The sequence below is a fragment of the Paenibacillus sp. P4_A9 genome (genome assembly GCF_056402415.1).
In genome coordinates this window covers 97,193-120,415 of sequence record NZ_JBFUHL010000012.1, presented here as the reverse complement: position 1 = coordinate 120,415, position 23,223 = coordinate 97,193, and the positions used below count along the sequence as shown (strand labels likewise).

General features: G+C 44.9%; 30 protein-coding genes. 6 read left to right on the top strand and 24 right to left on the bottom strand.

Annotation, left to right across the window (positions count from 1 at the left end; translation table 11 throughout):
- Positions 1 to 141 precede the first annotated feature (141 nt).
- The 12 genes from AC1DVJ_RS11935 to AC1DVJ_RS11880 form a co-directional block, all read right to left on the bottom strand.
- The gene (locus tag AC1DVJ_RS11935; protein ID WP_477590916.1) at positions 142 to 525 is read right to left on the bottom strand and encodes a cupredoxin domain-containing protein; all 384 of its coding nucleotides are present in this window, start codon (positions 523 to 525) and stop codon (positions 142 to 144) included.
- A 147-nt stretch (positions 526 to 672) separates the two neighbouring features.
- Complete coding sequence (locus AC1DVJ_RS11930) at positions 673 to 1,014, bottom strand: hypothetical protein (RefSeq protein WP_477590914.1); 342 nt, start codon at positions 1,012 to 1,014, stop codon at positions 673 to 675.
- Positions 1,015 to 1,276: 262 nt separating this feature from the next.
- Positions 1,277 to 2,131, bottom strand: coding sequence for a purine-nucleoside phosphorylase (locus AC1DVJ_RS11925; protein WP_477590913.1), 855 nt, complete (start codon positions 2,129 to 2,131; stop codon positions 1,277 to 1,279).
- A gap of 18 nt (positions 2,132 to 2,149) precedes the next feature.
- Positions 2,150 to 2,977: a purine-nucleoside phosphorylase gene (locus AC1DVJ_RS11920; protein WP_477590912.1), complete on the bottom strand. Its 828-nt coding sequence runs from the start codon at positions 2,975 to 2,977 to the stop codon at positions 2,150 to 2,152.
- A gap of 35 nt (positions 2,978 to 3,012) precedes the next feature.
- On the bottom strand, positions 3,013 to 4,188 hold the full coding sequence (gene deoB, locus AC1DVJ_RS11915; RefSeq protein WP_477590911.1) for a phosphopentomutase: 1,176 nt from the start codon (positions 4,186 to 4,188) through the stop codon (positions 3,013 to 3,015).
- Positions 4,189 to 4,312: 124 nt separating this feature from the next.
- A complete protein-coding gene (gene xerD, locus AC1DVJ_RS11910) occupies positions 4,313 to 5,209 on the bottom strand; it encodes a site-specific tyrosine recombinase XerD (RefSeq protein ID WP_477590910.1) in 897 nt (298 codons plus the stop codon).
- Positions 5,210 to 5,295: 86 nt separating this feature from the next.
- Complete coding sequence (locus AC1DVJ_RS11905; RefSeq protein ID WP_477590908.1) at positions 5,296 to 5,532, bottom strand: DUF4227 family protein; 237 nt, start codon at positions 5,530 to 5,532, stop codon at positions 5,296 to 5,298.
- A 59-nt stretch (positions 5,533 to 5,591) separates the two neighbouring features.
- On the bottom strand, positions 5,592 to 6,722 hold the full coding sequence (ald, locus tag AC1DVJ_RS11900; protein ID WP_477590906.1) for an alanine dehydrogenase: 1,131 nt from the start codon (positions 6,720 to 6,722) through the stop codon (positions 5,592 to 5,594).
- A 183-nt stretch (positions 6,723 to 6,905) separates the two neighbouring features.
- Positions 6,906 to 7,376 (bottom strand): ferric iron uptake transcriptional regulator, encoded by a 471-nt coding sequence (gene fur / locus AC1DVJ_RS11895; protein WP_477590905.1) that lies wholly within the window; start codon positions 7,374 to 7,376, stop codon positions 6,906 to 6,908.
- A gap of 105 nt (positions 7,377 to 7,481) precedes the next feature.
- Positions 7,482 to 8,105: a stage II sporulation protein M gene (spoIIM, locus tag AC1DVJ_RS11890; RefSeq protein ID WP_477590904.1), complete on the bottom strand. Its 624-nt coding sequence runs from the start codon at positions 8,103 to 8,105 to the stop codon at positions 7,482 to 7,484.
- Between the two features lie 80 nt (positions 8,106 to 8,185).
- The gene (locus AC1DVJ_RS11885; RefSeq protein WP_477590902.1) at positions 8,186 to 9,367 is read right to left on the bottom strand and encodes an endonuclease Q family protein; all 1,182 of its coding nucleotides are present in this window, start codon (positions 9,365 to 9,367) and stop codon (positions 8,186 to 8,188) included.
- Positions 9,368 to 9,922 carry an NUDIX hydrolase gene (locus AC1DVJ_RS11880; protein ID WP_477590900.1) on the bottom strand — a complete coding sequence of 185 codons (555 nt, stop codon included), beginning with the start codon at positions 9,920 to 9,922 and terminating at the stop codon, positions 9,368 to 9,370.
- 95 nt (positions 9,923 to 10,017) lie between these two features.
- On the opposite strand from AC1DVJ_RS11880, the gene mciZ reads away from it, so the two are divergent.
- Positions 10,018 to 10,227 (top strand): Z-ring formation inhibitor MciZ, encoded by a 210-nt coding sequence (gene mciZ, locus AC1DVJ_RS11875; RefSeq protein WP_477590899.1) that lies wholly within the window; start codon positions 10,018 to 10,020, stop codon positions 10,225 to 10,227.
- Positions 10,228 to 10,317: 90 nt separating this feature from the next.
- On the opposite strand, the gene AC1DVJ_RS11870 is transcribed toward mciZ, so the two are convergent.
- Positions 10,318 to 11,448: a M20/M25/M40 family metallo-hydrolase gene (locus AC1DVJ_RS11870; protein WP_477590897.1), complete on the bottom strand. Its 1,131-nt coding sequence runs from the start codon at positions 11,446 to 11,448 to the stop codon at positions 10,318 to 10,320.
- Between the two features lie 72 nt (positions 11,449 to 11,520).
- Here AC1DVJ_RS11870 and prli42 point away from each other — a divergent pair, with 72 nt between their 5' ends.
- On the top strand, positions 11,521 to 11,625 hold the full coding sequence (gene prli42, locus AC1DVJ_RS11865; protein WP_157256922.1) for a stressosome-associated protein Prli42: 105 nt from the start codon (positions 11,521 to 11,523) through the stop codon (positions 11,623 to 11,625).
- 6 nt (positions 11,626 to 11,631) lie between these two features.
- On the opposite strand, the gene AC1DVJ_RS11860 is transcribed toward prli42, so the two are convergent.
- The 4 genes from AC1DVJ_RS11860 to lpdA all read right to left on the bottom strand — a co-directional run bounded on the left by AC1DVJ_RS11860 (position 11,632) and on the right by lpdA (position 16,541).
- The gene (locus AC1DVJ_RS11860) at positions 11,632 to 12,969 is read right to left on the bottom strand and encodes a dihydrolipoamide acetyltransferase family protein (RefSeq protein ID WP_477590895.1); all 1,338 of its coding nucleotides are present in this window, start codon (positions 12,967 to 12,969) and stop codon (positions 11,632 to 11,634) included.
- A gap of 45 nt (positions 12,970 to 13,014) precedes the next feature.
- Entirely contained in the window at positions 13,015 to 13,995 is a 981-nt protein-coding gene (locus AC1DVJ_RS11855; RefSeq protein WP_477590893.1) for an alpha-ketoacid dehydrogenase subunit beta, read from the bottom strand.
- 2 nt (positions 13,996 to 13,997) lie between these two features.
- Positions 13,998 to 15,008: a thiamine pyrophosphate-dependent dehydrogenase E1 component subunit alpha gene (locus AC1DVJ_RS11850; RefSeq protein WP_477590891.1), complete on the bottom strand. Its 1,011-nt coding sequence runs from the start codon at positions 15,006 to 15,008 to the stop codon at positions 13,998 to 14,000.
- A gap of 108 nt (positions 15,009 to 15,116) precedes the next feature.
- Entirely contained in the window at positions 15,117 to 16,541 is a 1,425-nt protein-coding gene (gene lpdA / locus AC1DVJ_RS11845; protein WP_477590890.1) for a dihydrolipoyl dehydrogenase, read from the bottom strand.
- 204 nt (positions 16,542 to 16,745) lie between these two features.
- On the opposite strand from lpdA, the gene AC1DVJ_RS11840 reads away from it, so the two are divergent.
- Positions 16,746 to 17,009: a DUF2627 domain-containing protein gene (locus AC1DVJ_RS11840; RefSeq protein WP_477590888.1), complete on the top strand. Its 264-nt coding sequence runs from the start codon at positions 16,746 to 16,748 to the stop codon at positions 17,007 to 17,009.
- 39 nt (positions 17,010 to 17,048) lie between these two features.
- Here the strand turns inward: AC1DVJ_RS11840 and steA are convergent, their stop codons facing one another.
- Complete coding sequence (gene steA / locus AC1DVJ_RS11835) at positions 17,049 to 18,203, bottom strand: putative cytokinetic ring protein SteA (protein ID WP_477590886.1); 1,155 nt, start codon at positions 18,201 to 18,203, stop codon at positions 17,049 to 17,051.
- A 137-nt stretch (positions 18,204 to 18,340) separates the two neighbouring features.
- On the opposite strand from steA, the gene AC1DVJ_RS11830 reads away from it, so the two are divergent.
- Positions 18,341 to 18,526, top strand: a complete 186-nt coding sequence (locus tag AC1DVJ_RS11830) for a hypothetical protein (protein WP_477590885.1) — start codon at positions 18,341 to 18,343, stop codon at positions 18,524 to 18,526.
- 75 nt (positions 18,527 to 18,601) lie between these two features.
- On the opposite strand, the gene AC1DVJ_RS11825 is transcribed toward AC1DVJ_RS11830, so the two are convergent.
- Positions 18,602 to 18,781 carry a hypothetical protein gene (locus AC1DVJ_RS11825; protein WP_477590884.1) on the bottom strand — a complete coding sequence of 60 codons (180 nt, stop codon included), beginning with the start codon at positions 18,779 to 18,781 and terminating at the stop codon, positions 18,602 to 18,604.
- A 430-nt stretch (positions 18,782 to 19,211) separates the two neighbouring features.
- Complete coding sequence (locus tag AC1DVJ_RS11820) at positions 19,212 to 19,463, bottom strand: hypothetical protein (protein ID WP_477590882.1); 252 nt, start codon at positions 19,461 to 19,463, stop codon at positions 19,212 to 19,214.
- Between the two features lie 144 nt (positions 19,464 to 19,607).
- Here AC1DVJ_RS11820 and AC1DVJ_RS11815 point away from each other — a divergent pair, with 144 nt between their 5' ends.
- A complete protein-coding gene (locus AC1DVJ_RS11815) occupies positions 19,608 to 19,874 on the top strand; it encodes a hypothetical protein (protein ID WP_028554204.1) in 267 nt (88 codons plus the stop codon).
- Positions 19,875 to 19,947: 73 nt separating this feature from the next.
- Here the strand turns inward: AC1DVJ_RS11815 and AC1DVJ_RS11810 are convergent, their stop codons facing one another.
- The 3 genes from AC1DVJ_RS11810 to AC1DVJ_RS11800 all read right to left on the bottom strand — a co-directional run bounded on the left by AC1DVJ_RS11810 (position 19,948) and on the right by AC1DVJ_RS11800 (position 21,648).
- Entirely contained in the window at positions 19,948 to 20,178 is a 231-nt protein-coding gene (locus tag AC1DVJ_RS11810) for a hypothetical protein (protein WP_477590881.1), read from the bottom strand.
- A gap of 23 nt (positions 20,179 to 20,201) precedes the next feature.
- A complete protein-coding gene (locus AC1DVJ_RS11805; RefSeq protein WP_477590879.1) occupies positions 20,202 to 20,624 on the bottom strand; it encodes a hypothetical protein in 423 nt (140 codons plus the stop codon).
- 85 nt (positions 20,625 to 20,709) lie between these two features.
- Entirely contained in the window at positions 20,710 to 21,648 is a 939-nt protein-coding gene (locus AC1DVJ_RS11800) for an MBL fold metallo-hydrolase (protein WP_477590929.1), read from the bottom strand.
- A 410-nt stretch (positions 21,649 to 22,058) separates the two neighbouring features.
- Between AC1DVJ_RS11800 and AC1DVJ_RS11795 the strand changes: the two genes are divergently transcribed.
- Complete coding sequence (locus AC1DVJ_RS11795; protein ID WP_082595420.1) at positions 22,059 to 22,151, top strand: YjcZ family sporulation protein; 93 nt, start codon at positions 22,059 to 22,061, stop codon at positions 22,149 to 22,151.
- A gap of 146 nt (positions 22,152 to 22,297) precedes the next feature.
- Here AC1DVJ_RS11795 and spo0A read toward each other — a convergent pair whose 3' ends face one another.
- The gene (gene spo0A, locus AC1DVJ_RS11790; protein WP_477590878.1) at positions 22,298 to 23,095 is read right to left on the bottom strand and encodes a sporulation transcription factor Spo0A; all 798 of its coding nucleotides are present in this window, start codon (positions 23,093 to 23,095) and stop codon (positions 22,298 to 22,300) included.
- Positions 23,096 to 23,223 lie beyond the last annotated feature (128 nt).

Sequence of the window (23,223 nt, the reverse complement as noted above, 5' to 3'; positions counted from 1 at the left end):
CTGTTAACGCATCACCGACACGCTTCTTATGTATTAAATCAACCATTCTCATGAGAATTCCTCCTTTAACTTGCATTTTACATCACAATTAGGAAAATGAAAAAGGGAGCTACTTAAGCTCCCTTCAATCTTACCCTATTATTATTGTACAACTAATTTGGATTTCATTTTAGCATGTCCTTCGCCGCAAGGAAGAACACAATCGATTTCGTATGTACCTGGTTTATCGAAAGTAATTTCCTTCGAAGGGTTTTCTTTGTCAAGTTTAATATCCAACCCGACGATTTCAATGGCATGGACGCCTTCTTTTAAGGATAACGATACTTTCGTAGGTTCACCCTTTTTCACCGTGTAGTCCGGTGCATCAAACTGCCAGTTCGAAGCAGTTAATTTCAGCTGTTGCATTTTACTAGCGGCAGCCTCGGCTTCATGTGCCTCTTGGCGATCAGAAATATCTTGAAAGAGGACTCCCAGCCCCAATGCGCCCGCAAGTATAAATAGTACAAAGAAAATCCACTTTTGCATGCATATCCCCCTCATCGTGTGTTCACTTCATCTATTCTACCTAACATCAGAGAATAATCCCATATCTACTACGTGGCAAAACTTTGACTATTTCGTGACAGAATTGTGAACTGAACTCCATCTTACTATTACCCATTCCTATGCAAATTACACGCGATTCCATCGATCGCCAATTTGGAAGCCACGAGCAGATCCTATTTGTTTCAATCCCGCCTGCTCAGGTTGCTTCGAGATACAAGTCGGTCCGCTTTCATTGAGTTTCCGGATGTCGCGTGTGAGTCGGGTACTACACGCAACACAAAGCTTATGTTGACGAATCGGCTCCGCACAAGACGCACATTGATAATTCAGATTTGGATAATCAGATAGCGTCAGCTTTCCTTCTTTCATCCAAACTTGTAATTGAAGAATGGACACACCTGTAGCTTCGCATACCTGCTCATTCGTGGAACGATAGTTTCTACGAAGAAATTCGAGGCTATTTTTCAATTGATCATTTATGTTCGTTCTGCACGCCGTGCATTTATTGTATAAATTTCTCTGAAACACTTTCCCGCATCGCGGGCAATTGCTTACCATGAGCTCAGGGACTCCCATGCTCCAACACATCCTTGTATGGAATAGGTAATCTCTCATAGCAGATCACCCTCGAATATAGTTCCAATTAACTATATTCTACCATGGGTCCCTCACGTTGAATAGGTCTTTAGTTGCTTAAATTTATTAAAATTCAATCAATTTTAGAGCAAATTTATCCCAATTGAACCTCGCGAACAAATGCTTTGACTAAGGCAATAAATTTAGGCTTCGTCCGATTCGCAACAGCCACTACTTGTTCATGCGTCAAGGGTTCAAGCTCCTCACCAACGGCCATATCTGTAATACAAGATATGCCGAGTACCTTCAGTCCTGCATGTCGTGCAGCGATAACTTCACCTACTGTAGACATGCCAATCGCATCTCCACCAATACGAGCAAGCATCGTAAGCTCTGCAGGCGTACAGTACGTAGGACCTGTAATTCCCGCATAAACGCCTTCTTGCAGCTTGAGGGGAACTCCGTCCTCTCCTACAACCGCCCCCGATAACTCACGAGCAAGTGCGCGATAATCACGGTTGTACGCTTCTGACATATCCGGAAAACGAACACCAAGCTCAGCATGGTTTGGCCCAATCAGAGGGTTATCCCCCGTCATATTGAGATGATCACTAATTAGCATCAAATCACCGGCTTGGAAGGATCGATTCATCCCGCCCGCCGCGTTGGTCATCACAACCGCTTGAACGCCAATGGCCTTCATGACATATACAGGGAACACGACTTTTTGCATATCATAGCCCTCATAATAATGAGAACGCCCCTGCATAACGATAACTTGTTTACCTTCCAAAGTACCGACAACAAAGCGTCCTTCATGACCTGCAACAGTTGATACAGGAAAATGCGGTACTTCACTATAATCAATTGCTATAGGCTGCTCAACTTGATTAGCCATATCTCCCAGACCTGAACCTAGAACGAGTCCGATCGACGGAGAAACGCCGCCTAAGCGAGATTGGATGAAGCTTGCAGCCTCGTTAATTTTTTGTATATAAGACAATGTCATGTTGATCTCCTTTTCTGCTTAGAGCGCCTCGATGATACCAAGAACTAGCTTCAAAAACTTAGGTTTAACCTTCTCCGTTGTCTCCATCACTTCTGCATGGGATAACGGTTGATCCAGAATACCCGATGCCATGTTAGAAATACACGAGAAGCCCAATACCTCAATACCCGCATGGCGAGCAACGATAACCTCAGGAACAGTTGACATGCCGACGGAGTCTCCACCAAGTGTACGGAACATGCGAATCTCAGCAGGTGTTTCATAGTTAGGTCCAAGCAGACCAACATATACACCTTCTTGCAGTTTAAAATCTTGCGTTGCCGCTACATCGTGCGCTAATTTGCGCAAACGTTTGCTGTAAGCCTCCGACATATCCGGGAAGCGTACGCCTAGCGCTGAATCATTCGGTCCAATCAAAGGATTGCGGAACGTCATATTCAAATGATCACTGATAACCATGAGATCGCCAACTTGATAAGATTCGTTAATCCCGCCTGCTGCATTGGTAACGATTAACGTCTCCACGCCAAGCTCTTTCATGACGCGTACTGGAAAAGAAACCGTTTCAGCGCCGTAGCCTTCATAGGCATGAAAGCGCCCTTTCATGACGAGGACTTGCTTGCCTTGAATGGATCCAACAACCAATTCTCCTGCATGCCCTTCTACGGTAGAGACCGGAAAATGCGGGATGCGGGAATAGTCAATCACGATAGGCTGCTCAATCAAATCTGCTAGAACACCAAGACCTGAACCGAGAATAAGACCAATTTGCGGTGTAATATTTGTTTCTTTTTTAATAAATGCTGCTGCTTCTTGAATTTCTTGAATCATCGATGTTCCTGACATGTAACCATGCCTCCTCAGCTTATTTTAAAAATGATTTATTTCAATAGGTGCAGGAAGCTCTCACCATTCAATGTAGGTTCAACGCCGAAGTTCTCAGCGATTGTTGCGCCCAAATCAGCAAAGGTTCCCCGTATGCCCAAGGAAACTGGCGATTGGAAGCTTGGACTATACAATAATACGGGAACGTACTCGCGTGTATGATCCGTACCTGCATGAACAGGGTCATTCCCATGATCCGCTGTCAAAATAAGCAGATCCTTCGGTCCAAGTCCCGCTTTCAGCTGTGGCACATAGGCATCGAATTCCTCCAACGCCTTACCATAGCCCTCGGGGTCGCGACGATGACCATACAAGGAATCGAAATCGACTAGATTCGTAAAAGCAAGACCTTTGAACGATGTTCCAAGCACGTCAATCGTCTTCTGAATGCCATCCAGATTACTTTTCGTCGAGGTTGCTTGCGTAACCCCTTCTCCATCAAAGATATCATTAATTTTGCCAATCGCAATGACATCCCATCCAGCATCCTTAAGCTGATTCATAACGGTAGGCGCTGGAGGCTTGACCGCATAATCATGTCGATTCGGCGTGCGTTTGAAGGCACCTAGCGTACMCAGATAAGGTCTTGCGATAACGCGACCCACTGCAAATTCATCCTGCATCGTTAATCTTCTGGCAATTTCACAAGCCCGATATAACTCATCTAGCGGTATGATATCTTCATGTGCAGCCAATTGGAATACGCTATCGGCAGACGTATAAACAATCCATGCGCCTGTCTTCATTTGTTCTTCGCCGAGCTCATCTAAAATCTCTGTACCTGAAGCCGGTTTATTTCCGATGACCTTGCGACCCGTCTCTTGCTCGAATTGCGAGATCAACGCTTCGGGGAAACCGTCCGGGAATACTTTAAACGGTGTGGAAATACGAAGCCCCATCAACTCCCAATGGCCCGTCATCGTATCTTTACCAACCGAAACCTCTGCCATTTTACCATAATAACTATCCGGTGACGTCACAGGAGGAATCCCATGAATTTCCGCAATATTTCCGATTCCCATTTGCTGCAAATGGGGCAGCGCGAAGCCGCTCACTTTTTCTGCGATATGACCAAGTGTATGTGCTCCAAGGTCGCCAAACTGTTCAGCATCCGGTAATTCGCCAATGCCTACGCTATCCAATACGATTAAACTAATTCGTTCAAAGCGCACCGATGTCCCTCCAAATCAATCCCTAATGTTAATGATATCCACCCTTCATTATCCCACTTCCTACCCGTGAATGCAAAACAGCAGCGATTCCTATTGGAATGGCCGCTGTTGTCTCCGATCGCAATCATAGATGAGCTCTAGGGTGAGCTCGATTATAAACATCCTTCATTTTGAGCTTCGTGACCTGAACATATAGCTGTGTTGAGGAAATATCCGAATGACCTAACATCTCTTGAACCGATCGCAAATCGGCACCGTTTTCAATTAAATGGGCAGCAAATGAGTGTCTAAGCGTATGCGGTGTAATCTCATTCGTTATTTCGGTCTCTGAGGCATATCGCTTCATAATTTTCCAGAAACCCTGCCTCGTCATCCGGGTGCCCAAATGTCCAATGAAGAGGGCATCCTCATCTATCGATCTTTTTAACAGCTTTAATCGATAATTCTGAATATACGACTCCAAAATCCTGATCGCTATGCCGCTTAGAGGTATCATTCTCTCCTTCTCGGCTTTGCCGATACAGCGAATGAAGCCCATCTCTAAATTCACATCCGACATATTTAAAGACACGAGTTCAGAGACACGAATTCCTGTTGCATAGAGCAATTCAAGCATGGCTTTATCCCGTGCCCCACTCACCTGCTCAGATTGAGGTGCCTCAAGAAGCTTCTCAACCTCGTGAATGCTCAGCACTTTAGGAAGCCTTTTTTCTAACTTAGGTACCTCGACGAATAAAGAAGGATCCGAATCAAGGAGTCGTTCTTTCACCATGTATTGAAAAAAGGAGCGTAGTGATACGCGAATGCGTGATAGAGTTGCTGAAGCTCGTCCGAGCGCTTTTAATTGAGAAAGATATCCTGCAAGATGCATTTTCCCTGTATCTCGCCAGCTTGAAATACCTTGCAGCTCGATATAAGCAACAAATTGAAGGAGATCTCTTTCGTAGGATTCGAGTGTATTCCGTGAAAGTCCTCGTTCAGTCGTCAGAAATCGGATGAAGGATTGTAGCTCACTCGTCATTATGTCAGTCTCTCCCTCGTTTACGTGCTAGTACTTCTAACATATAGCATTCCACGATGGTTGGAGATATTCCTTTATTCTTCGCTTTATTCACCATACCAATAGAACAAACGAAGCCGCTCACTCATCGAATTCGAGTCAAAGGAGACATGCTCGCTTTGCCCAAATACTTTGACTGATTTACCCGTAGGAGCTTTATACTTGTTCACAGGTTGAATCCAACCGGAAACAGCGATCATGACTTGATATAAAATAACCGTCAAAGCCACAAAAACTAAAATGTACTGTAAGCGAACAATTAATTTCCGATAGGAAAAAATCATAGCCCTGCCTCCATGTCTATTCCATGTCTTAGGAACAGAATATGAGGCTCGGACCATGATTATGACAGCTCACTTAATTTGGTATAGGGCAATCCTAGCGCTTCAGCAACCGCAGGATGGGTGACGCTGCCTTTATACGTATTCACGCCAAGCTGCAGCGTGTAGTTCTCTGCTAAAGCTTGTGTGAAGCCCTTATTAGCCAATTCCAACGCGTACGGCAAAGTTACATTCGTTAATGCCAATGTTGAAGTTCGCGGGACAGCACCTGGCATATTGGCTACCGCATAATGCAGCACACCGAATTTTTCATAGGTGGGATCACTATGGGTCGTTACACGATCAATCGTTTCGATGGATCCTCCTTGATCGACGGCAACATCCACAATGACGGCTCCCGGCTTCATACTCTGCACCATCGCCGCTGTTACTAATCGCGGTGCTCTCGCTCCAGGTATAAGTACCGCGCCAATGAGCAAATCTGCCTTCTGAACTGCGCTCGCAATATTATACGGATTTGACATCAATGTACGAAGATGTCCACCGAAAATGTCATCCAGAGCCCGCATACGGTCTGCACTTCGCTCGATGATCACGACGTTAGCACCAAGACCTAAAGCCATTTTGGCTGCATTCGTGCCCACAATTCCTCCGCCTAGAATGATGACATCCGCCGGTGGTACGCCGGGGACTCCGCCAAGTAGAATGCCGCGGCCGCCATAAAATTTCTCAAGGAAATGAGCTCCAATTTGCACAGACATCCGCCCGGCAACTTCGCTCATTGGTGTTAACAAGGGCAGTGAACCGTTAGGCAATTGAATCGTCTCATAGGCAATCCCTGTTACTTTCTTCTCTAGTAACTGTCCTGCCAAATCACCTGCCGCAGCTAAGTGTAAATAAGTAAATAGAATCTGACCTTCTTTGAAATAACCATATTCGGCAGGCAAAGGCTCTTTTACTTTCATAATCATATCGCTTTGTGCCCACACTTCCTCAGCATGCGCGAGGATCGTTGCACCTTCTTGCTTATAATCCTCATCGGAAAAACCACTGCCAATGCCAGCTCCAGCCTCGACTAGCACGCGATGACCGGACATTTGCAGCATCCCTGCGCCGCCTGGGGTTAACGCGACGCGGTTTTCATTGTTTTTGATTTCTTTTGGAACACCAACAACTAGGTATGGTTTCGACACAATCGCCACCTTCTTCCTTTGGTTCATTCGTCTATAATGTACCCAGACTCCCTTGCCAATTATGTGACGGAAAGCAAACACCTTTCTACTAGTTAGCATATGTTAAAAACACAAAAATGCCTGTATGCATCTTGCTTGCATACAGGCATTTTCATAATTTGAATAGCGTCCTTGCGGAAACTATTAGTGGGATTTCTCCAATGAGTCCGGTTTCCCTCGTTCAGTACAACGATAACATATACCTTGAAAATCAAGTCGATGATCTAATACTTGAAAATGAAATTCTGTCTCTAACCGTTCTTCGAATGGTCCGAGCCAATCTTCCATGATTTCATCTACGGCTCCGCATTGCACGCAAATTAAGTGATGGTGATGATGACGCGAATTGTCGTCACGCAAATCGTAACGGGCAACACCGTCGCCGAAATTCATTTTCTCCAAAACGTGCAGCTCGCTCAGAAGCTCTAAAGTTCGGTAAACCGTTGCTAGACCGATCTCTGGTGCTTTATCCTTCACAAGCATAAACACATCTTCTGCACTGAGATGATCTTGTTCATTCTCCAATAGGACGCGAACTGTCGCTTCCCGTTGAGGCGTAAGCTTGTACCCTTGGGATTGCAATTGTTGTTTAATTTTCTCAATCCTTGCTTCCATATGCCTCCCCCTCAGAAAGGTGGGCATCCTAGCCCATTTTTAGCCACTCTTTTCATTATAGGGGGAGCGAACTTACAAAGTCAAACAGAAACACAATTCATTTCATTACCCATAAAGCCCCACCAGCATTGGGGTTACCCATTTCATCATGTATTGGGAGAAGTAACCCTCTAATAACGCTGCCGCAAGCAGGAAGCCCCCCATGGCTAAAGTGATCGTTGTATATCTCATGAAAGGTTGGTAAATGTTACCACTCCGACTCATGATTCTATGCTTGATCATATAAATGGAGAATGACATCGCCGCTACGCTGCAAAATAATATGGCTGGAATCACAATTAAATTCTGAGGAACTACGGCCACAAGCGCAAAAAGCATACCTTTCCACGACATCTGACCAACAAGGTATCCGACTGTGAAGCCAATCAGCACCCCTTTTAGAAAATCTAATACTAAGATCAGAGGCAAGCCTATTATCGACAAGCCAAATAGCCAGATCAATAAGATCCACTTCATATGCATGCCAAAAGCTTGACTAAACGATTGCTGGCTGTCAATTTCAACGCCATTATTAATTTCATGAAAAAAGCTTCCTAAATGGCGGGTCATTTCGGTCCTCTGTTCAAAAGAAAGGGCGTTAACCATGACGGCACCGAAAACAACGCCAATAACGAAGAGCACAGCGACGAATATAAATAACGGCAAATTATCCTTCATATATTGTTTCATCGTTAAGTTCCTATTCACACTCGCCGCTCCCTTCTTTGTACAACCTCTACAAAGACAAGCTTATGAGCGAAAAGAAGAAATTATGAATGATTTTTCACTTTGCCATACTTTCCGCCGCCCCCAACTTCAAGCGTTAAAGACCCTTCTCGTGCTTTCACAATGTATGCTGCAATTTCTTCTCCAACCGTTGCAGCCAACTCTTCAGGCGTCGCGCGATGTATGACATGCATCTCAGTTCCGAACCGGTTTAGGAGCTGTTCCAGCTTCTTAGATCCTAAACCAGGGATGTACTCTAATGGGATTTGAAAATGGTAAGGAGGACGATGCGCTGGTTGATAGGATTGATCGCGATCCGCGATCGCCATGATGCGATCCATGACACCACGAACAATTTTGGGACTGCCGCAATTCACGCAGCGCTCGACAGCCGAATCGCAGTCGTCCAGTACTGCTTCGCACAAACTGCAATACGTACGATGATATTTGCCTAATCGCGAATTCAAACCATAGTTGGCTGTGACACCACGTCCTTCTAGGCGCTGAAGCGCTTTGACCAGTTCCTCGTATGTCGGTGCAGCAAGCCTTATTTGGTTGTATTCGCGACCTATTTTCGCTAAGGAATGTGCGTCTGAATTTGTCACGTAGGTGAAATCATCCAACTCCGAAATGTATCCAGCCATGTCGGAATCCGCACTTAAACCAAGCTCTACTGCCGGGATTTGCTTCACATCCAGCAGATCGTTCATGCAACTAACTGCACTGCCGTACACGCTTTTGTGCGGCGTAAAGATGTGCGCAGGGATAAGAATGCCTCCCCTACCTATAACCTCTTCCTGAAGCGTACGCGCAGGCACATAAATACGTTGTGAGCTTAGCTCCACATTTTTCATATACCGCTTCATCCATGTCGTAAACTCCTGCATGACCTTCAGTGTAGGCATATAAGCAAGCAAGTGCGCAGGACCCATCCCAGGGTCTCTCACTTCGATTTCGCTGCCTAGGATGATCGACGTATCCCGATAGCGAATTCCCCCGCCTTCGAGCTCCACCATGTCTCCCTTTTCCAAATACATCATAATCTCCTCTTGGACAGAAGGAGAATGGGTATCGATGATGGAGATCATCTCCATCCCTTTCCGGTTCGCAGCTTCATGAGCAATATTGAAAAATGTGAGATTGTTGGCTGCGCTAATTTTCACAGCTTGACCTTTCTCCGTTCGGCCAATGTGAATATGAAGATCAACATAATATTCCTTCAACATCTAGATTTGACCAGTTAATTTATATAGCTGCCACGCATAAACGGCCATAATCGTTTTGGCATCACTGATGAGCCCATCACGCATATACTGCTGCGCTTGCTCCAACGTAATAGCTTCACAGTCCAAGAATTCGTCTTCGTCTAGATTCGCAGTTCCCTTTACTAAATCCTCCGCGATATACATGTGGATAATCTCATCAGCGAATCCCGGTGATGTATAAAAAGAACTCACCAAACGGATGTTATCTGTCCGATAGCCTGTCTCTTCCTCAAGCTCACGTAAGGCCGCTTTCAATGGCTCCTCACCGCTGTCTAGCTTACCAGCAGGGATTTCTACCTGGCTCTTCTCGAGCGGCTTACGGTACTGCTCAACAACGATCATTTTGTCACCTAGAAGCGGGATAACTGCTACCGCACCGGGATGCTTAACGATCTCTCGAGAAGCTGTCCCTCCATTCGGCAACGTCACTTGATCCACTTGCAGGGAAATGATCTTCCCTTTGAAAATCATCTCACTACTCGTTGTCACTTCTTCAAATTTCTTATGGTCTGTCATTTGAGCACCTCGTCTTCATTTAAGTTGGTCTAACTTGTCCACCTCTCGCATATCGTTGATTATATCAAATATTTCCTGAAAAGAGGGTCTCCGATATGAAGAGCTATATGAGCGATAAGCAAATTCGACTTGTGGGCAAAGCCTGGGAGGTCAGACATCAGCTTCAGCAAATGCTTCAGCAAGCCGGTCCATCGGTCACTGTCGCTGACTATTTAGCTGGCCTGAACACCCCTATGAAGTCTATAGCACACGGATCACATAGGCATTCAGCTCGAATCCTCGCTTTTCCAATGGCAGCAATCTAAATCCATTAAACGAAGCAGCTCAAATACAACGAAAACCGATTAGCCGCGCCATGAGGCGGACGAATCGGTTTTTTTAATGTGTTCGAAGGCTTACACCTTCGCTGCTTCTTTCACAAGCGCAACAACGAGTTCTGCCGTTTTGACGAGATCACTAATCGCGATACGCTCTTTGACCGTATGAATTTCTAGATATCCAACAGCCAAATTCACAGTAGGAATGTCCATTCCGTTGAAAATATTTGCGTCACTTCCGCCACCGGAGTGGAAGGTATTCGCTGTTAGACCTATTGTGCTCATCGCGCGAGATGTCAATTGAACGATCGGCGCTGAATCATCGTGCATGTACGAGGCATACACAATATCCGCATGGAACTCACAGGTTGTGCCAGCATCGGCTGCAGCTGATTCACATGCCTGTTTCATCGCTTCAATCTGCGCTTCCAGCTTATGCTGTACAATACTGCGCGCTTCCGCTTCCATCTTCACCTTATCGCATACCACGTTTAGCGGTCCTACACCAGAAAAGCTTCCGATGTTTGCAGTCGTTTCATTATCAATTCTGCCCAATGACATCCGCGAAACGGCTTTGCTTGCCACTTGGATGGCCGAGATGCCATCTTCCGGATTCACACCAGCATGCGCTGATTTGCCATGGAAAATGATTTCAATTTCTGCACGTCCAGGTGCTGCTGTTGCAATAGCGCCTAGGTTACCGTTAGAATCTAGCGCGAAGCCATATTCCGCTTCCATGCTGCTGCGTTCCATCGCGCGCGCGCCTTTTAAGCCGCTTTCTTCACCTGCGGTAATGACGAACTGAATGCGACCATGAGGAATGTTTTGCTCTTTCAAAACTCGAATCCCTTCAAGCATTGCAGCGATTCCTGCTTTGTCATCGCTGCCAAGGATCGTGGTTCCATCCGAGCGAATGTAGCCATCTTCGCCTATTTGCGGCTTGATGCCATTCCCAGGAGCAACCGTGTCCATATGTGATGTGAAGAAAATGGTTGGGATCGCTGGGTTGCTGTCCGTAGCTTCTAACGTACAGATGAGATTCCCTGCTCCATGACCGCTTTTGGCCATTGACTCATCCTCAACAACTTTCAAACCAAGCTGTCTGAACTTTTCTTGAAGAACAACTGAGATGTCTTGTTCAAATCGCGTCTCACTATCCACCTTAACGAGGGTGATGAACTCTTGGATTAAACGATCTTGTTGAATCATGTACTTTCCTCCGATACACACTTTGAGTTACAATAAAACGGTACAAGCTTAGACGAAAAAGGAGTGAATCCCGTGCTACAGAATAAAAAATGGTTTAAAGTCGTTATTTACATTATGCTCTTCGTTATGCTGTTATCCAGCTTATTGTTTACAGCCGGATTATTTTTCACCTCATAAGAGCCTTTAGTAAATTTTAGTATCCGCGTTGTAGCTTTCTAAATTTTCTTTCACTCTTTGTAGGAACCTTCCACAGATTACACCATCGAGAATACGGTGATCCAACGATAAACAAAGGTTAACCATAGAGCGTACCGCTATCATATCTTGAATCACGACAGGCCTCTTCACGATCGATTCGAACGACACAATCGCCGCTTGCGGGTAGTTAATGATTGGGTTGGAGAGAATCGAACCGAAGGAGCCTGTATTATTTACGGTAAACGTACCACCAACCATATCGTTCAGCGATAGCTTCCCCGCACGTGTCTTCTTCGACAACTCATCAATTTCTCTAGCTAGGCCTGCGATATTTTTTTGATCGGCTTTCTTAATTACTGGTGTCATGACGGAGTCTTCCGTCCCGACGGACAAGGAAATATTAATATCACGTTTCACGATAATCTTATCAACAGCCCAAACCGAGTTAATAATTGGATAGTCTTTGATTGCGTTGACGACAGCCTTCAGCATAAACGCCAAGTATGTCAAGTTAATGCCCTCGCGGCGCATGAACTCGTCCTTCACCTTGTTACGTAGAACAACAAGATTCGTCACATCAACTTCGATCATGGTCCAAGCATGCGGAATTTCAGTCACGCTTTGACGCATCTTCGAAGCAATCGCATTTCGCATTGGGGTTACATCAATGAAATGTTCATTTTGCGCATCAAGATTGTGCCCTTCCGCTTCAATTAGCGGTGTTTGAGGGCTTGATGACAAATGAATGCCAGAGCTGCGTACAGGCTGATTCTCTGGTTCTTCAGCGGTTACAATCGCTGCTGGTGCTGCTACTGGCGGTACCGTCGCTTGTACGGCCGCTGGTGCCGCATTAGCACCACCGGATGCGATAAAGATCTCCACATCCTTGCGGGTAATCCGCCCGCCAAGGCCTGTCCCTGCAACGCGTGCCAAATCCACACGGTTATCTTGGGCAAGCTTATGGACCGCAGGTGAGAAGCGGCCACGCATACTTTGATCTGTGTCTTCAGAGTCAGCCGACACAATTGGAGCAGCGATAGGTGTCGCTGCAGCGTCTGCCGAAGAGCCAGCTGGCTCTTCAATGACACAAATCGCTTCGCCAACGGCCGCTGTTTGGCCGTCGCCGACTATAATTTTGATAAGTCTACCTTCAATAGGGCTAGGCATTTCTGTATTTACTTTCTCTGTGAACATCTCACAAAGAACGTCATATTGTTCAATATAATCGCCTGGCTTCTTCAGCCATTTGCCAATTGTAGCCGAAACGAGACTTTCCGCCAAATGCGGAACAGTTACCTCGGTGAGGCGGCCGGTTGTGTTCATACAAGTACCTCCTAATTTCGGAAAAGATCAACGGATAAGAACTATTTAGAACAAAGCAAGCTGGCGCATAGCTTCCTTCAGCTTATCAGCATTCAGTAAGAAGAACTTCTCCATCGGTGGATTGGAGCCAACTGCAGGAACATCAGGGCCGCACAGTCTGGCGATTGGCGCATCCAGTTCAAATAGCATCTCTTCTGCAATGATCGCGGATACTTCCGCACCGACGCCGCCCGTTTTGTTATCTTCATGCGTTATAAGCACTTTGCCTGTTTTTCTAGCGGCTTCTAGAATCGCATCGCGATCCAGCGGTTGCAAGGTACGCAAATCAAGTACGTGTGCCGAAATGCCTTCCTTGGCCAATTCCTCGGCTGCTTGAAGCACAAAATTCACAACCATGCCATAAGCGATGACCGTAATATCCGTACCTTGACGCTTCACATCAGCTTTGCCGATTGGAACGATATAATCTTCTTCCGGAACTTCGGCGGATAAGGCCAGATAGCATTTCTTATGTTCAAAATAAAGCACAGGATCCCCATCGCGTATGGCTGCTTTTAATAATCCCTTGGCATCATACGGATTCGATGGTGCTACGATCTTCAGACCTGGCGTGCCGAAGAATACCGATTCTGGACACTGTGAATGGTATAAGGCACCTGCGCCAGTTGCACCATATGGAGCACGAATGACAATCGGGCAGCTCCAGTCATTGTTCGAACGATAGCGAATTTTCGCTGCTTCGCTTAGAATTTGATTCGTTGCCGGGAAAATAAAGTCGGCAAATTGAATTTCAGCGATCGGCTTCATGCCATACATCGCCGCGCCGATAGCTACACCAACGATCGCCGATTCTGCTAGAGGCGTATCCAACACGCGTTCTTCGCCAAATAGATCGCGAAGTCCTTTGGTCGTGTTGAGAACGCCGCCTTTTCCTACGTCCTCACCTAGGACGAATACATTGTCGTCCTTTTGCATTTCCTCCTGCATCGCAGAACGGATTGCTTCCAAATACGTAATCACTGCCATATTTATTTGCCATCTCCTTCCGCATAAACATGAAGAAGCGTATCTTCCGGCTTCGGATAAGGGGCAAGATCAGCATACTTCGTTGCTTCATTGACTTCTTGCTTCTGACGCTCCTGCAGTTCTTTATCTTTGTCCTCGCTCCAGAGATCACAAGCGATTAAATATTCTTTAAATTTCAAAATACCGTCCTTTTGACGATTCTCTTCAACTTCTTCCTTCGTCCGGTACAGCATGTCATCATCCGAAGTGGAATGCGGCATAATGCGATAGCACACCATTTCGATCAATGTTGGACCTTCCCCAAGAACAGCTCTTTCTCTTGCTTCTTTCGTTACGCGGTACATTTCCAAGACATCGGTGCCATCGACTTGAACGCCTGGGAAACCGTATCCAATCGCCCGATCAGCGATTTTGCCCGCTACTTGCTTATGAAGTGGTACCGAAATTGCGTATTGATTATTTTCACAAACGAAAATTACCGGCAGCTTATGTACACCCGCAAAATTACAGCCTTCATGGAAATCCCCCTGATTGCTGGAGCCTTCTCCGAAGGAGACATATGTAACGAAATCTTGCTTTTTCATCTTCGCGGCTAACGCAAAACCTGTTGCATGCGGAACTTGCGTAGTAACCGGGGATGACCCTGTTACGATATGATTTTTATGATCACCGAAATGACCAGCCATTTGTCTGCCGCCGCTATTAACGTCTTCAGCTTTACAGAATATGGAAAGCATAAGATCTCTGACCGTCATCCCAACCGAAAGAACGAAAGCATAATCACGATAATAAGGTAAAAAGTAATCCTTTTGTGCTTGCATAGCGAATGCAATTCCTACTTGCCCTGCATATTGCCCCATCCCTGAAACATGGAATGGAATTTTACCTGCGCGTTGAAGCATGAATGCTCGCTCATCAAATTTAGCAGTAAGGCTCATAACCGTATACATACGTAGGGCTTCTTCATCAGTTAATCCTAAACTTCTGTGCTTATATAGCTGACCAATGGACATGGAGTTTGCCTCCTTAGTGAGATTTAATAAAGACTAAAACTTATTACCTGGTCCTAGTACTTGACTCTATAAGCATATTATAAACGCAAATGTTTATGATTACAATTTTTATCCGCTAATTGCTATCCCATCAACGGCTAGCATAGCCTCACCTAATGCCTCCGAAAGTGTTGGATGCGGATGGATCGTTTGTCCAACTTCCCATGGTGTTGCATTGAGCACTTGGGCCAGAGCAGCCTCCGTGATACTGTTTGTTACTTGAGGACCAATCATATGAACACCCAGAATATCATTCGTGTCCTTATCTGCAATGACCTTAACGAAGCCGTCTGAATCCCCATAAACTAGAGCTTTCCCTATTCCTTTGAAACTAAATTTGCCAACTTTCACTTGGTGACCTTTTTCGATTGCTTGCTGCTGGGTCCAACCAACACTGGCAATTTCAGGTCTAGTATATGTGCATTTGGAAACAAGATGCGTTTGCAGCTCATCTGGCTGATGGCCAGCAATATGCTCCGCTGCGACAATGCCTTCGTGGCCTGCCATATGCGCCAACATCAGTCCGCCGATGACATCTCCAACTGCGTAAATATGCGATTCCGTCGTTTGCATAAAGCGATTGACGCGAATGACACCTTTATCGATTTTGATATCTGTATTCTCCAGCCCCATAGCTTCAACATTCGCCATGCGACCAACTGAAACAAGAACTCGCTCCGCGGATAGCTCCTGCACCTCACCCTGCTTGTCCACTTGCATAGTAACCATGCCATCTGTCACCTTAACAGACTCCGGAAGCAGCTTCGTACCTGTCTCCAGCTTAATGCCACGTTTCTTGAATAAACGCTCCAACTCTTTGGAAACATCCTCGTCTTCCAGGCTGACTAGACGCTTATCAACTTCTACGATCGTTACTTCCACGCCAAAATCATGCAACATCGATGCCCATTCTACGCCAATAACGCCACCGCCAACAATGATAATGGACTTCGGTAGACTTTCCATCCGCAGCGCATCTTCACTTGTGATTATGGAAGTACCATCGATTTCTAAATCTGGCAAGCTGCGAGGTCTAGAACCCGTTGCAATGATTAAATTACTTGAGAGAAGCGTTTCGATATCGCCGTCTTCCTTCTCAACTGAAACAGCACCGCTGCGTGGCGAGAAAATGGATGGTCCGATGATTCGTCCATTCCCATGGTGAATCGTAATCTTATTCTTTTTCATCAGAAACTGAAGTCCTTGATGTAATTGATCAACAATGCGCTGCTTACGACCTAAAACCTGATCAAAATTCAACGTGATTGACTGTGCCGAAATGCCATAATCCTCACTATGCTTCATCGCGGCATAAACTTCTGCACTGCGCAGCAAGGCTTTACTTGGTATACAGCCTTGATGTAAACATGTACCGCCCATTTTATCACGTTCGACGATTGCCACCGTTTTACCTAGCTGTGCAGCCCTAATAGCAGCGGTGTAGCCACCAATGCCTCCACCTAATACCACAACATCATATCTATGTTCACTCATGCATGGGTAGCCTCCTGTAGCAACAATTACTTGTTATATGTATACGTGCGTCTCTATTATATTACCCTTTTTTGGGATCAAAGTCATAGTCTTATTTGTGAATTAGACACGCTAGCAGATTCAGAGTATGATGTAGAATAAACGGTTACACCGTCCTTTTAGGACAGGTGCGTTTGTCCAGATAAAGTTAGGTAAGGAGTTAGTATGAAAGCACCCTTTTATCGATTTATTGCCATTCTTCTTCTCGTTATTCCTGGTATTACCGCTACTTATGGTTTTCTCGCGATGAAAGATGCCTTTTTCGCTCAATTCGATACGGCTACCAATAGCGGTATGTTATGGGGGAAATTCTTCTTAGGCTTGATTTTGTTTCTGATCGGTGTTGCCTTTATTGGTGGGTGGACCTTTTTCAGAGATCGTAAGCGGAACTACCTCGCCCCCAGATTTAAACCTAAACGCAACAAATAGACCGGACAATGCGTCCGGTCCTTTTTCATTCCATAGCCTTCATTCTGCCCCAACAAGCTTCCATACAACATGTGCCGCGCGCTTCACGATCCAATGAAGTTGGAAAAGACTAAGCCCGATAAAAACACACGAAAGAACAAGAGTGGATACCGCTTCTTTTCGCCTTTGATTGGGCTGAATAGTCAAAGCTTGTAAGCTTTTTATATCCACAAGACGTGCACCGATCTTCATTCGTACAAGAAGCGCGCTCCCCATATCCTCACTTCCTTTAGCGAGAAAATCACTCATATGCGATTGTACGCCAACCGTAATAAGCCATTCCCCGCCCTTTTCATAAGCTAACAATAAAGCTGCATCCTCACTATTCCCAATACATGGTAAGACGTGATGTGTTTCGCGTCCACAAGACTCAAGCTCCTCAATGATACCTTGATCGCCCGGATACGTATGGATAATAATTTCCGCACCGCTATGCCATACTCGATTCGAAATTTGATTTGCATCACCCATGACAATATCCGGTTGATAGCCACATGCTAGCAGCGCATCCGCCCCTTCACCAACCCCGAGTAGAATCGGCTTAAACGCAGTAATAACCCCGCTCGCAGCTTGTAAATCCTTCTTAAACCCTTTCCCAGCAGAAACCACCAAGATGTGTCTACCTTCTAGTTGGGTACGCAGCATTACGTTAGGTAACGGCTCTTTAACAGCTTGCTTTTCTCGCATAGCAACAGCTAATGTGTGTTCAATGAACGGCTCCCATCGCTCCGTGGCCCGCTCATTCGCAGCCCGCTGTGCTAGCAGCCAGTCTTCACGTGTAAACATTCTACAGGGCACAGTTTGCCCAGACATTTGGATGGTATCCTGATAAATGTTCATCTCTGCTTCAGGTATAAAGTTCTCGAAATGACCTGGATTTAGTTCACATATCTGGATATGATGCTGTAAAAGTAAGAGCGGACCTTGTGTCGGAATTTCACCACTCATAGCTTGTCCACAATGAACCACAGCCCTCACTCTTCGATCTATAAGCTCCTGTGCATATTCTTCATCGATGTCACCCTGTTTGAGCACAACAATGCGACTATGCGGGAGCTGATGAAATGTCTCATATGTACCTGTTACGATAGCAATTTTTCCTTTGCAGAGCAGGTTAGGCTTCGCGGCAAATAATGATAATGATGACCAAATCATAGTTAGACACCTGACTTTCCTAACAACGTCTCATGGCCTACCTAATTTGCCCGATTCCACAAAATTCTATGTATATTTTAAGTCCTGAATGGCAAGCATTGGTTTATATTCTTAAAAGAAAGGAGGAGGAAACATCTATGGAGCTAAACATGAGCGCAGACGAAGTGTTAGGCCAAATTGTGCAGCTTCACAGCACAGGGKAGTCACTAGCCAAAAAAAATGTGAAGAAGCTGCATCCTGATCTTATGAAAAACGCCCTGTATTACTACCCAAGTTGGGAACATGCTTTACAGAGGACAGGAGTTAACACCATTGTTCACTAAACATACATAGGTTGTACAATGATGCTCCGTTGGGTATACCCCTTCGGAGCCGTTTTTATGACTTGGACTTTCCGCTTATTCGTCGATAACTTCCCACTCCACTTGAACCATTCGATCTACCCAGGTTCGGATGTTCACTTCGATGGCTTGTTCGATCTCTTCATCCGTCATTTCGCCAAGCTTATGCTCTGCTATTTCGAGCACATCCGTCTTCTTCGTTTCGCCATCTATCGCTAATTGGATTTGTATGCGCAACCCGATCACCCTTTTTCATTTTATAAAAACTTTCCATTGCCTCTTCCCCAACACCTGATGAGAAAAACTTTCATCGGAGTAATTCGAAGAAGAGCGACCGCGTTTTAGTTGTAGTTTTTATCGCCAATAAGAATTTGTTTTTCCGATTGATTACAGTAAACTTTTAAATTCTTATGTGGTAAAATAGAAGTAGAAACTAATATTGAAATGAGGGAATCAACATGTCACGATCTCAAGCTCAAAAGTTGCGTCAACGCTGTTTACGTGAAGGAAAACTAGATCCCGCTATGAATCGTTTGCATTGGTTCGGAACGAACCCTGTCACCAAGACAACACCTACACGTATAGAACTGCAAACCAAACAACAGAATAAACACAAGTCAAGGAATTTGAACCATTCTGTATATGGCGATAATTCCTTTTCTATTTCTCATTCATTCCTCTCGTGAATGGTAATCCCCTGTAGAGCCGCGTAATGAATCATTTCTTCTTTTTCCGATGGGCGAAAGTTATATTTGCAATCAAAACCGTTGAAGAATAATTGCCAACTCTTGACAACCCCTAGAACGTCCACCTCTAGCTCCGCTACGTATAAAGAATCAGGCTCATCCTCAAACTGCAGACCGATGTGTATAAGCGTCTGATCCTCCGATATTTCCTGTTCACAATAGTCCATGATCATGTCTAGATGACCTCCTATTGAATTAAATCTTTTTTATTTATATAATATACTAATGCAACTGAGCAAACAAAGTGAAAAGCATGTTAATTTATGAATTTGCGATGTAGTACGTTTTGCTGAGCAAACTCTTAGGAGGAAATACATATGGCCTACGATCCGCAGGTAGTTGATGCAACAATAGTTAGTGATAATAAAAAGAATGGTCTATTCGAAGTTGTTGTTTCCTTGAAAGACCGCAACAAATGTCGCCTTTTCTTCGAAAGAGATGCTGAAACTGGCATTGGACGCGTAACAGATTTGAACCGATTGATGAAAGAGCCTTGCCCAATTTGCCGCAAAGATTATCTTTGCAATTGCCTTGATCGCTACAAGTTCTCCATCGCTGATCAAGCATTAACATTTATTAAGTAATTAGATACACATGACGAAACCCCTTAGCCACATCGGCTGAGGGGTTTCGTCATGTGTATGGGTAACTCGTTAGTTATTCATAGATAGCTCGATAGAGCCCTTCTAGTAAGCTCTGGTAATTCCTCGGATCATAGGCAATCTCTGCAAAAGATACATGGATGACCTTATTACTGGTTTTGACAATAAAAAAGCTATCCAAACTATTTTCTGCATCAATATAGGTATAACACTCCAACTGATTGCTACCTGTTTGCTTACGTAGAAATGTCGTCGCTTCCTCACTCGCATTCGCGAACTTTGGCATACCGCCCACCTCCCAACCACAATTCACTCGTTAGACTTTTTCCTCTTGAGCGCTACATATCCGCCTAAGAGTGCCACTGGCACGATAGCAACTAATCCGACCAACTCATACCATAATGGGATAACATCTTGTGTTAATATCGAATCAAATCCGATCCCTGCCCCGATGACCCCAATGATCGCTGCATTGAAAAGTTCTGCACGTTTGGCCACCTTAGCTGTGAAATAACTGCCTAGAAACGTCCAGAACAAGCCAACGACCAGAAATAATAGCAAAAGAGCTGCGTTCGAATATATCGCATTTAGATCTTGATCCTGCGTGGGACGGTTTGCAAAATACAAGCTGCCAATCAAACCTGATGATAACATCGTCCCGATATTATCAATAGCTACTCCCAGCACAACGGCCAGAAAATGAAATTTCCGCACTTTTTTTTGTTCCGACATCGCTCTTCTTCTCTCCTGATCACTTCCATTTATGAACCTTATTCATAATAACATGTGGAAACCCTTGTAGCCAGTTCAGCTCGAACTAACACTGTACCCACCAATCCGCATTCCGGTAGCTCATAACATCTGACCCTTTCAAGGTAATGGTTTGTCCGATTGGCGGAGTGATCATCATTACCCCTTTCAACTTTGCTGCCTTCGCGGCACGAGCAACAGGATCATTCCAATCATGAATAGCTAACGTGAATGCGCCCCAATGAATGGGCAGCATAACCTTCCCTCTCACATCGAGATGTGCTTGAACCGTTTCTTCGGGCATCAAATGGATATCTGCCCAACGCTCGTCATATTGACCACATTCCATCAATGTCAGGTCGAAAGGTCCGTATTTATCACCAATTTGCTTAAAATGAGGCGTATACCCGCTATCGCCGCTGAAGAAGACGCTAGACTGCTTTCCTTTGATCACCCAAGAGCACCATAAGGTTGCTCCGCGATCATTGACACTACGCCCAGAGAAATGGTTAGCAGGCGTACAAGCCAGTTGCAGTCCTTCGAACGTAAGTTCTTCCCACCAGTCGTGCTCCTCAATCGTGGCTTCTGGAACCCCCCAACGGATTAAGTGAGCGCCAACGCCAAGCGGCACGATAAACCTATTCACTTTGTGTTTAATTTTCAAAATTGAGCCATAGTCCAAATGATCATAATGATCATGGGATAAAATGACGGCATCGATCCGCGGGAGCTCTTCGATCTCAAAAGGTATGCCGCCGCTGTATCTGTTTTTCCCCAACCAAGGAAAGGGAGAAGGCGTTCTTCCAAACATCGGATCAAGCAGCAAGGCTTTTCCATCGATCGTCAGCAAACTCGCCGAGTGTCCAAACCACGTAACACTTGTGTCCCCATCTATCCTGAACTGGGTCGTTTCCATCGGTAAGTTGGATGCTGGACGACGATGAGGGCTTCCCTTGATCATATCACGCAAGATTCCTAGCGTTGTAGTAAAGCTCATATTCATCATCGCTGGAACTGGATTGTCGAACTTATCCTGAGCATACTGGGGAGACTTGATAAACCTCTTCCTATCATCCTTGGAAGGTCTTCGTCCGAATACCGGATACACATTCATAAATAGAAAATAAACACCAACCACAACCACTACAATCCCTAACGTCAGTAACATCCTCATTGCCTCCATGCGATCTCTTAGTTCTGCCTATACATACTTACCTTAGAAAGAATAAGCTACTTTGTAATAACGTAACAAACTCATCCTTGGTTCCAAGTTTTCAAGAAGCACCTTACATGACACAAAATTATTTAAACGGACAGGGACAGTAGCACAATCAGTCGTTTCGCCCAAACATTCCACAGAAATAGTCATAAGCTATCTCGAAACACAAACCATATATCTAATGGAGGTTGATTCGAATGAGTTGTGGAACAGGTTATGGAACTTCTGCAGCAGCTGTGTTGGTACTTTTCATCTTATTGGTTATTATCACTAGCGCTTTTGTTTGGTAATTCAAAACAATACAGAGGGACTACCTAGACCTTCTAGGTAGTCTTTCTGCTTCCTAGGCATGCGATGCAGCTGGTGAAAACAAAAAAAGAACGCTCTCTATGAGAAGCGTCCTTTTTTCTATACGTTTACAAAGATACTAACCGTCTCAAGAAACCTTATGCTCGATACGCAATTTATCCGCGACCATGGCAATAAATTCGCTATTTGTCGGCTTTGACTTGGAGATGTTAATCGTATATCCGAAAATAAAGGAAATGCTGTCGATGTTGCCGCGCGTCCATGCGACTTCAATCGCGTGACGGATGGCGCGTTCGACGCGGCTAGGCGTTGTTTTGTATTTCTCAGCAATAGCCGGGTAGAGCGTTTTGGTGATTGCGCCAAGAATTTCGATGTTATTATAAACCATCGTAATGGCTTCACGCAAATATTGATAACCTTTAATATGTGCAGGTACGCCGATTTCATGAATGATACTCGTGATATTAGCATCCAAATTTTTACCTTTTGGCATGTGCACAACATTAGCGCGAGGCGATGATGTTGTAGTAGTTGTTGATGACGAATTGCCAGCAAGCTGACGAATTCGATTCGTAAGGGTTTCCATATCAAATGGTTTTAATATGTAATAAGAAGCACCAAGCTGCACGGCTTTTTGTGTAATATTTTCCTGACCAAAAGCTGTAAGCATAATGATTTTGGGCTGTGAAGGAAGATTCATTTCGCGCATTTTTTCCAGAACACCAAGGCCATCAAGATGAGGCATAATAATATCTAAAATTAGAACGTCAGGCAGTTCACGCTGTTGCTCCAGAAAACGAAGGACCTCGTTTCCATTATACGCAACACCCATAATTTCCATATCCTCTTGCTCACCAATGAACTCTGACAATAAGTGGGTAAACTCTCGATTATCGTCTGCAAGTAATACCTGAATTTTTTGCAACTGAATTTCCTCCTTTAGCTACTAAAACAAGATGGTATTTTCTCTCTTAAGTAAAGGTATTCGACAGCTACTTTTAAAATCCTTCTGTCGAATATTATTTTTCTTTTCTTTTGTTTGACTTTCTTATA

What these genes read in the sequence shown, in the direction of transcription:
- spoIIM (WP_477590904.1), bottom strand. Translation starts at nt 8,105, where the DNA reads ATGAAACAATATATGAAGGATAATTTGCCGTTATTTATATTCGTCGCT.
- AC1DVJ_RS11800 (WP_477590929.1), bottom strand. Translation starts at nt 21,648, where the DNA reads ATGATGAATATGAGCTTTACTACAACGCTAGGAATCTTGCGTGATATG.
- xerD (WP_477590910.1), bottom strand. Translation starts at nt 5,209, where the DNA reads ATGACGAGTGAGCTACAATCCTTCATCCGATTTCTGACGACTGAACGA.
- AC1DVJ_RS11885 (WP_477590902.1), bottom strand. Translation starts at nt 9,367, where the DNA reads ATGTTGAAGGAATATTATGTTGATCTTCATATTCACATTGGCCGAACG.
- fur (WP_477590905.1), bottom strand. Translation starts at nt 7,376, where the DNA reads ATGGAAGCAAGGATTGAGAAAATTAAACAACAATTGCAATCCCAAGGG.
- AC1DVJ_RS11840 (WP_477590888.1), top strand. Translation starts at nt 16,746, where the DNA reads ATGAAAGCACCCTTTTATCGATTTATTGCCATTCTTCTTCTCGTTATT.
- mciZ (WP_477590899.1), top strand. Translation starts at nt 10,018, where the DNA reads ATGAAGAGCTATATGAGCGATAAGCAAATTCGACTTGTGGGCAAAGCC.
- AC1DVJ_RS11815 (WP_028554204.1), top strand. Translation starts at nt 19,608, where the DNA reads ATGGCCTACGATCCGCAGGTAGTTGATGCAACAATAGTTAGTGATAAT.
- AC1DVJ_RS11905 (WP_477590908.1), bottom strand. Translation starts at nt 5,532, where the DNA reads ATGATTTTTTCCTATCGGAAATTAATTGTTCGCTTACAGTACATTTTA.
- AC1DVJ_RS11860 (WP_477590895.1), bottom strand. Translation starts at nt 12,969, where the DNA reads ATGAACACAACCGGCCGCCTCACCGAGGTAACTGTTCCGCATTTGGCG.
- AC1DVJ_RS11920 (WP_477590912.1), bottom strand. Translation starts at nt 2,977, where the DNA reads ATGTCAGGAACATCGATGATTCAAGAAATTCAAGAAGCAGCAGCATTT.
- steA (WP_477590886.1), bottom strand. Translation starts at nt 18,203, where the DNA reads ATGATTTGGTCATCATTATCATTATTTGCCGCGAAGCCTAACCTGCTC.
- AC1DVJ_RS11855 (WP_477590893.1), bottom strand. Translation starts at nt 13,995, where the DNA reads ATGGCAGTGATTACGTATTTGGAAGCAATCCGTTCTGCGATGCAGGAG.
- AC1DVJ_RS11935 (WP_477590916.1), bottom strand. Translation starts at nt 525, where the DNA reads ATGCAAAAGTGGATTTTCTTTGTACTATTTATACTTGCGGGCGCATTG.
- AC1DVJ_RS11795 (WP_082595420.1), top strand. Translation starts at nt 22,059, where the DNA reads ATGAGTTGTGGAACAGGTTATGGAACTTCTGCAGCAGCTGTGTTGGTA.
- AC1DVJ_RS11805 (WP_477590879.1), bottom strand. Translation starts at nt 20,624, where the DNA reads ATGTCGGAACAAAAAAAAGTGCGGAAATTTCATTTTCTGGCCGTTGTG.
- AC1DVJ_RS11870 (WP_477590897.1), bottom strand. Translation starts at nt 11,448, where the DNA reads ATGATTCAACAAGATCGTTTAATCCAAGAGTTCATCACCCTCGTTAAG.
- AC1DVJ_RS11850 (WP_477590891.1), bottom strand. Translation starts at nt 15,008, where the DNA reads ATGTCCATTGGTCAGCTATATAAGCACAGAAGTTTAGGATTAACTGAT.
- AC1DVJ_RS11925 (WP_477590913.1), bottom strand. Translation starts at nt 2,131, where the DNA reads ATGACATTGTCTTATATACAAAAAATTAACGAGGCTGCAAGCTTCATC.
- AC1DVJ_RS11810 (WP_477590881.1), bottom strand. Translation starts at nt 20,178, where the DNA reads ATGCCAAAGTTCGCGAATGCGAGTGAGGAAGCGACGACATTTCTACGT.
- AC1DVJ_RS11880 (WP_477590900.1), bottom strand. Translation starts at nt 9,922, where the DNA reads ATGACAGACCATAAGAAATTTGAAGAAGTGACAACGAGTAGTGAGATG.
- lpdA (WP_477590890.1), bottom strand. Translation starts at nt 16,541, where the DNA reads ATGAGTGAACATAGATATGATGTTGTGGTATTAGGTGGAGGCATTGGT.
- AC1DVJ_RS11820 (WP_477590882.1), bottom strand. Translation starts at nt 19,463, where the DNA reads ATGATCATGGACTATTGTGAACAGGAAATATCGGAGGATCAGACGCTT.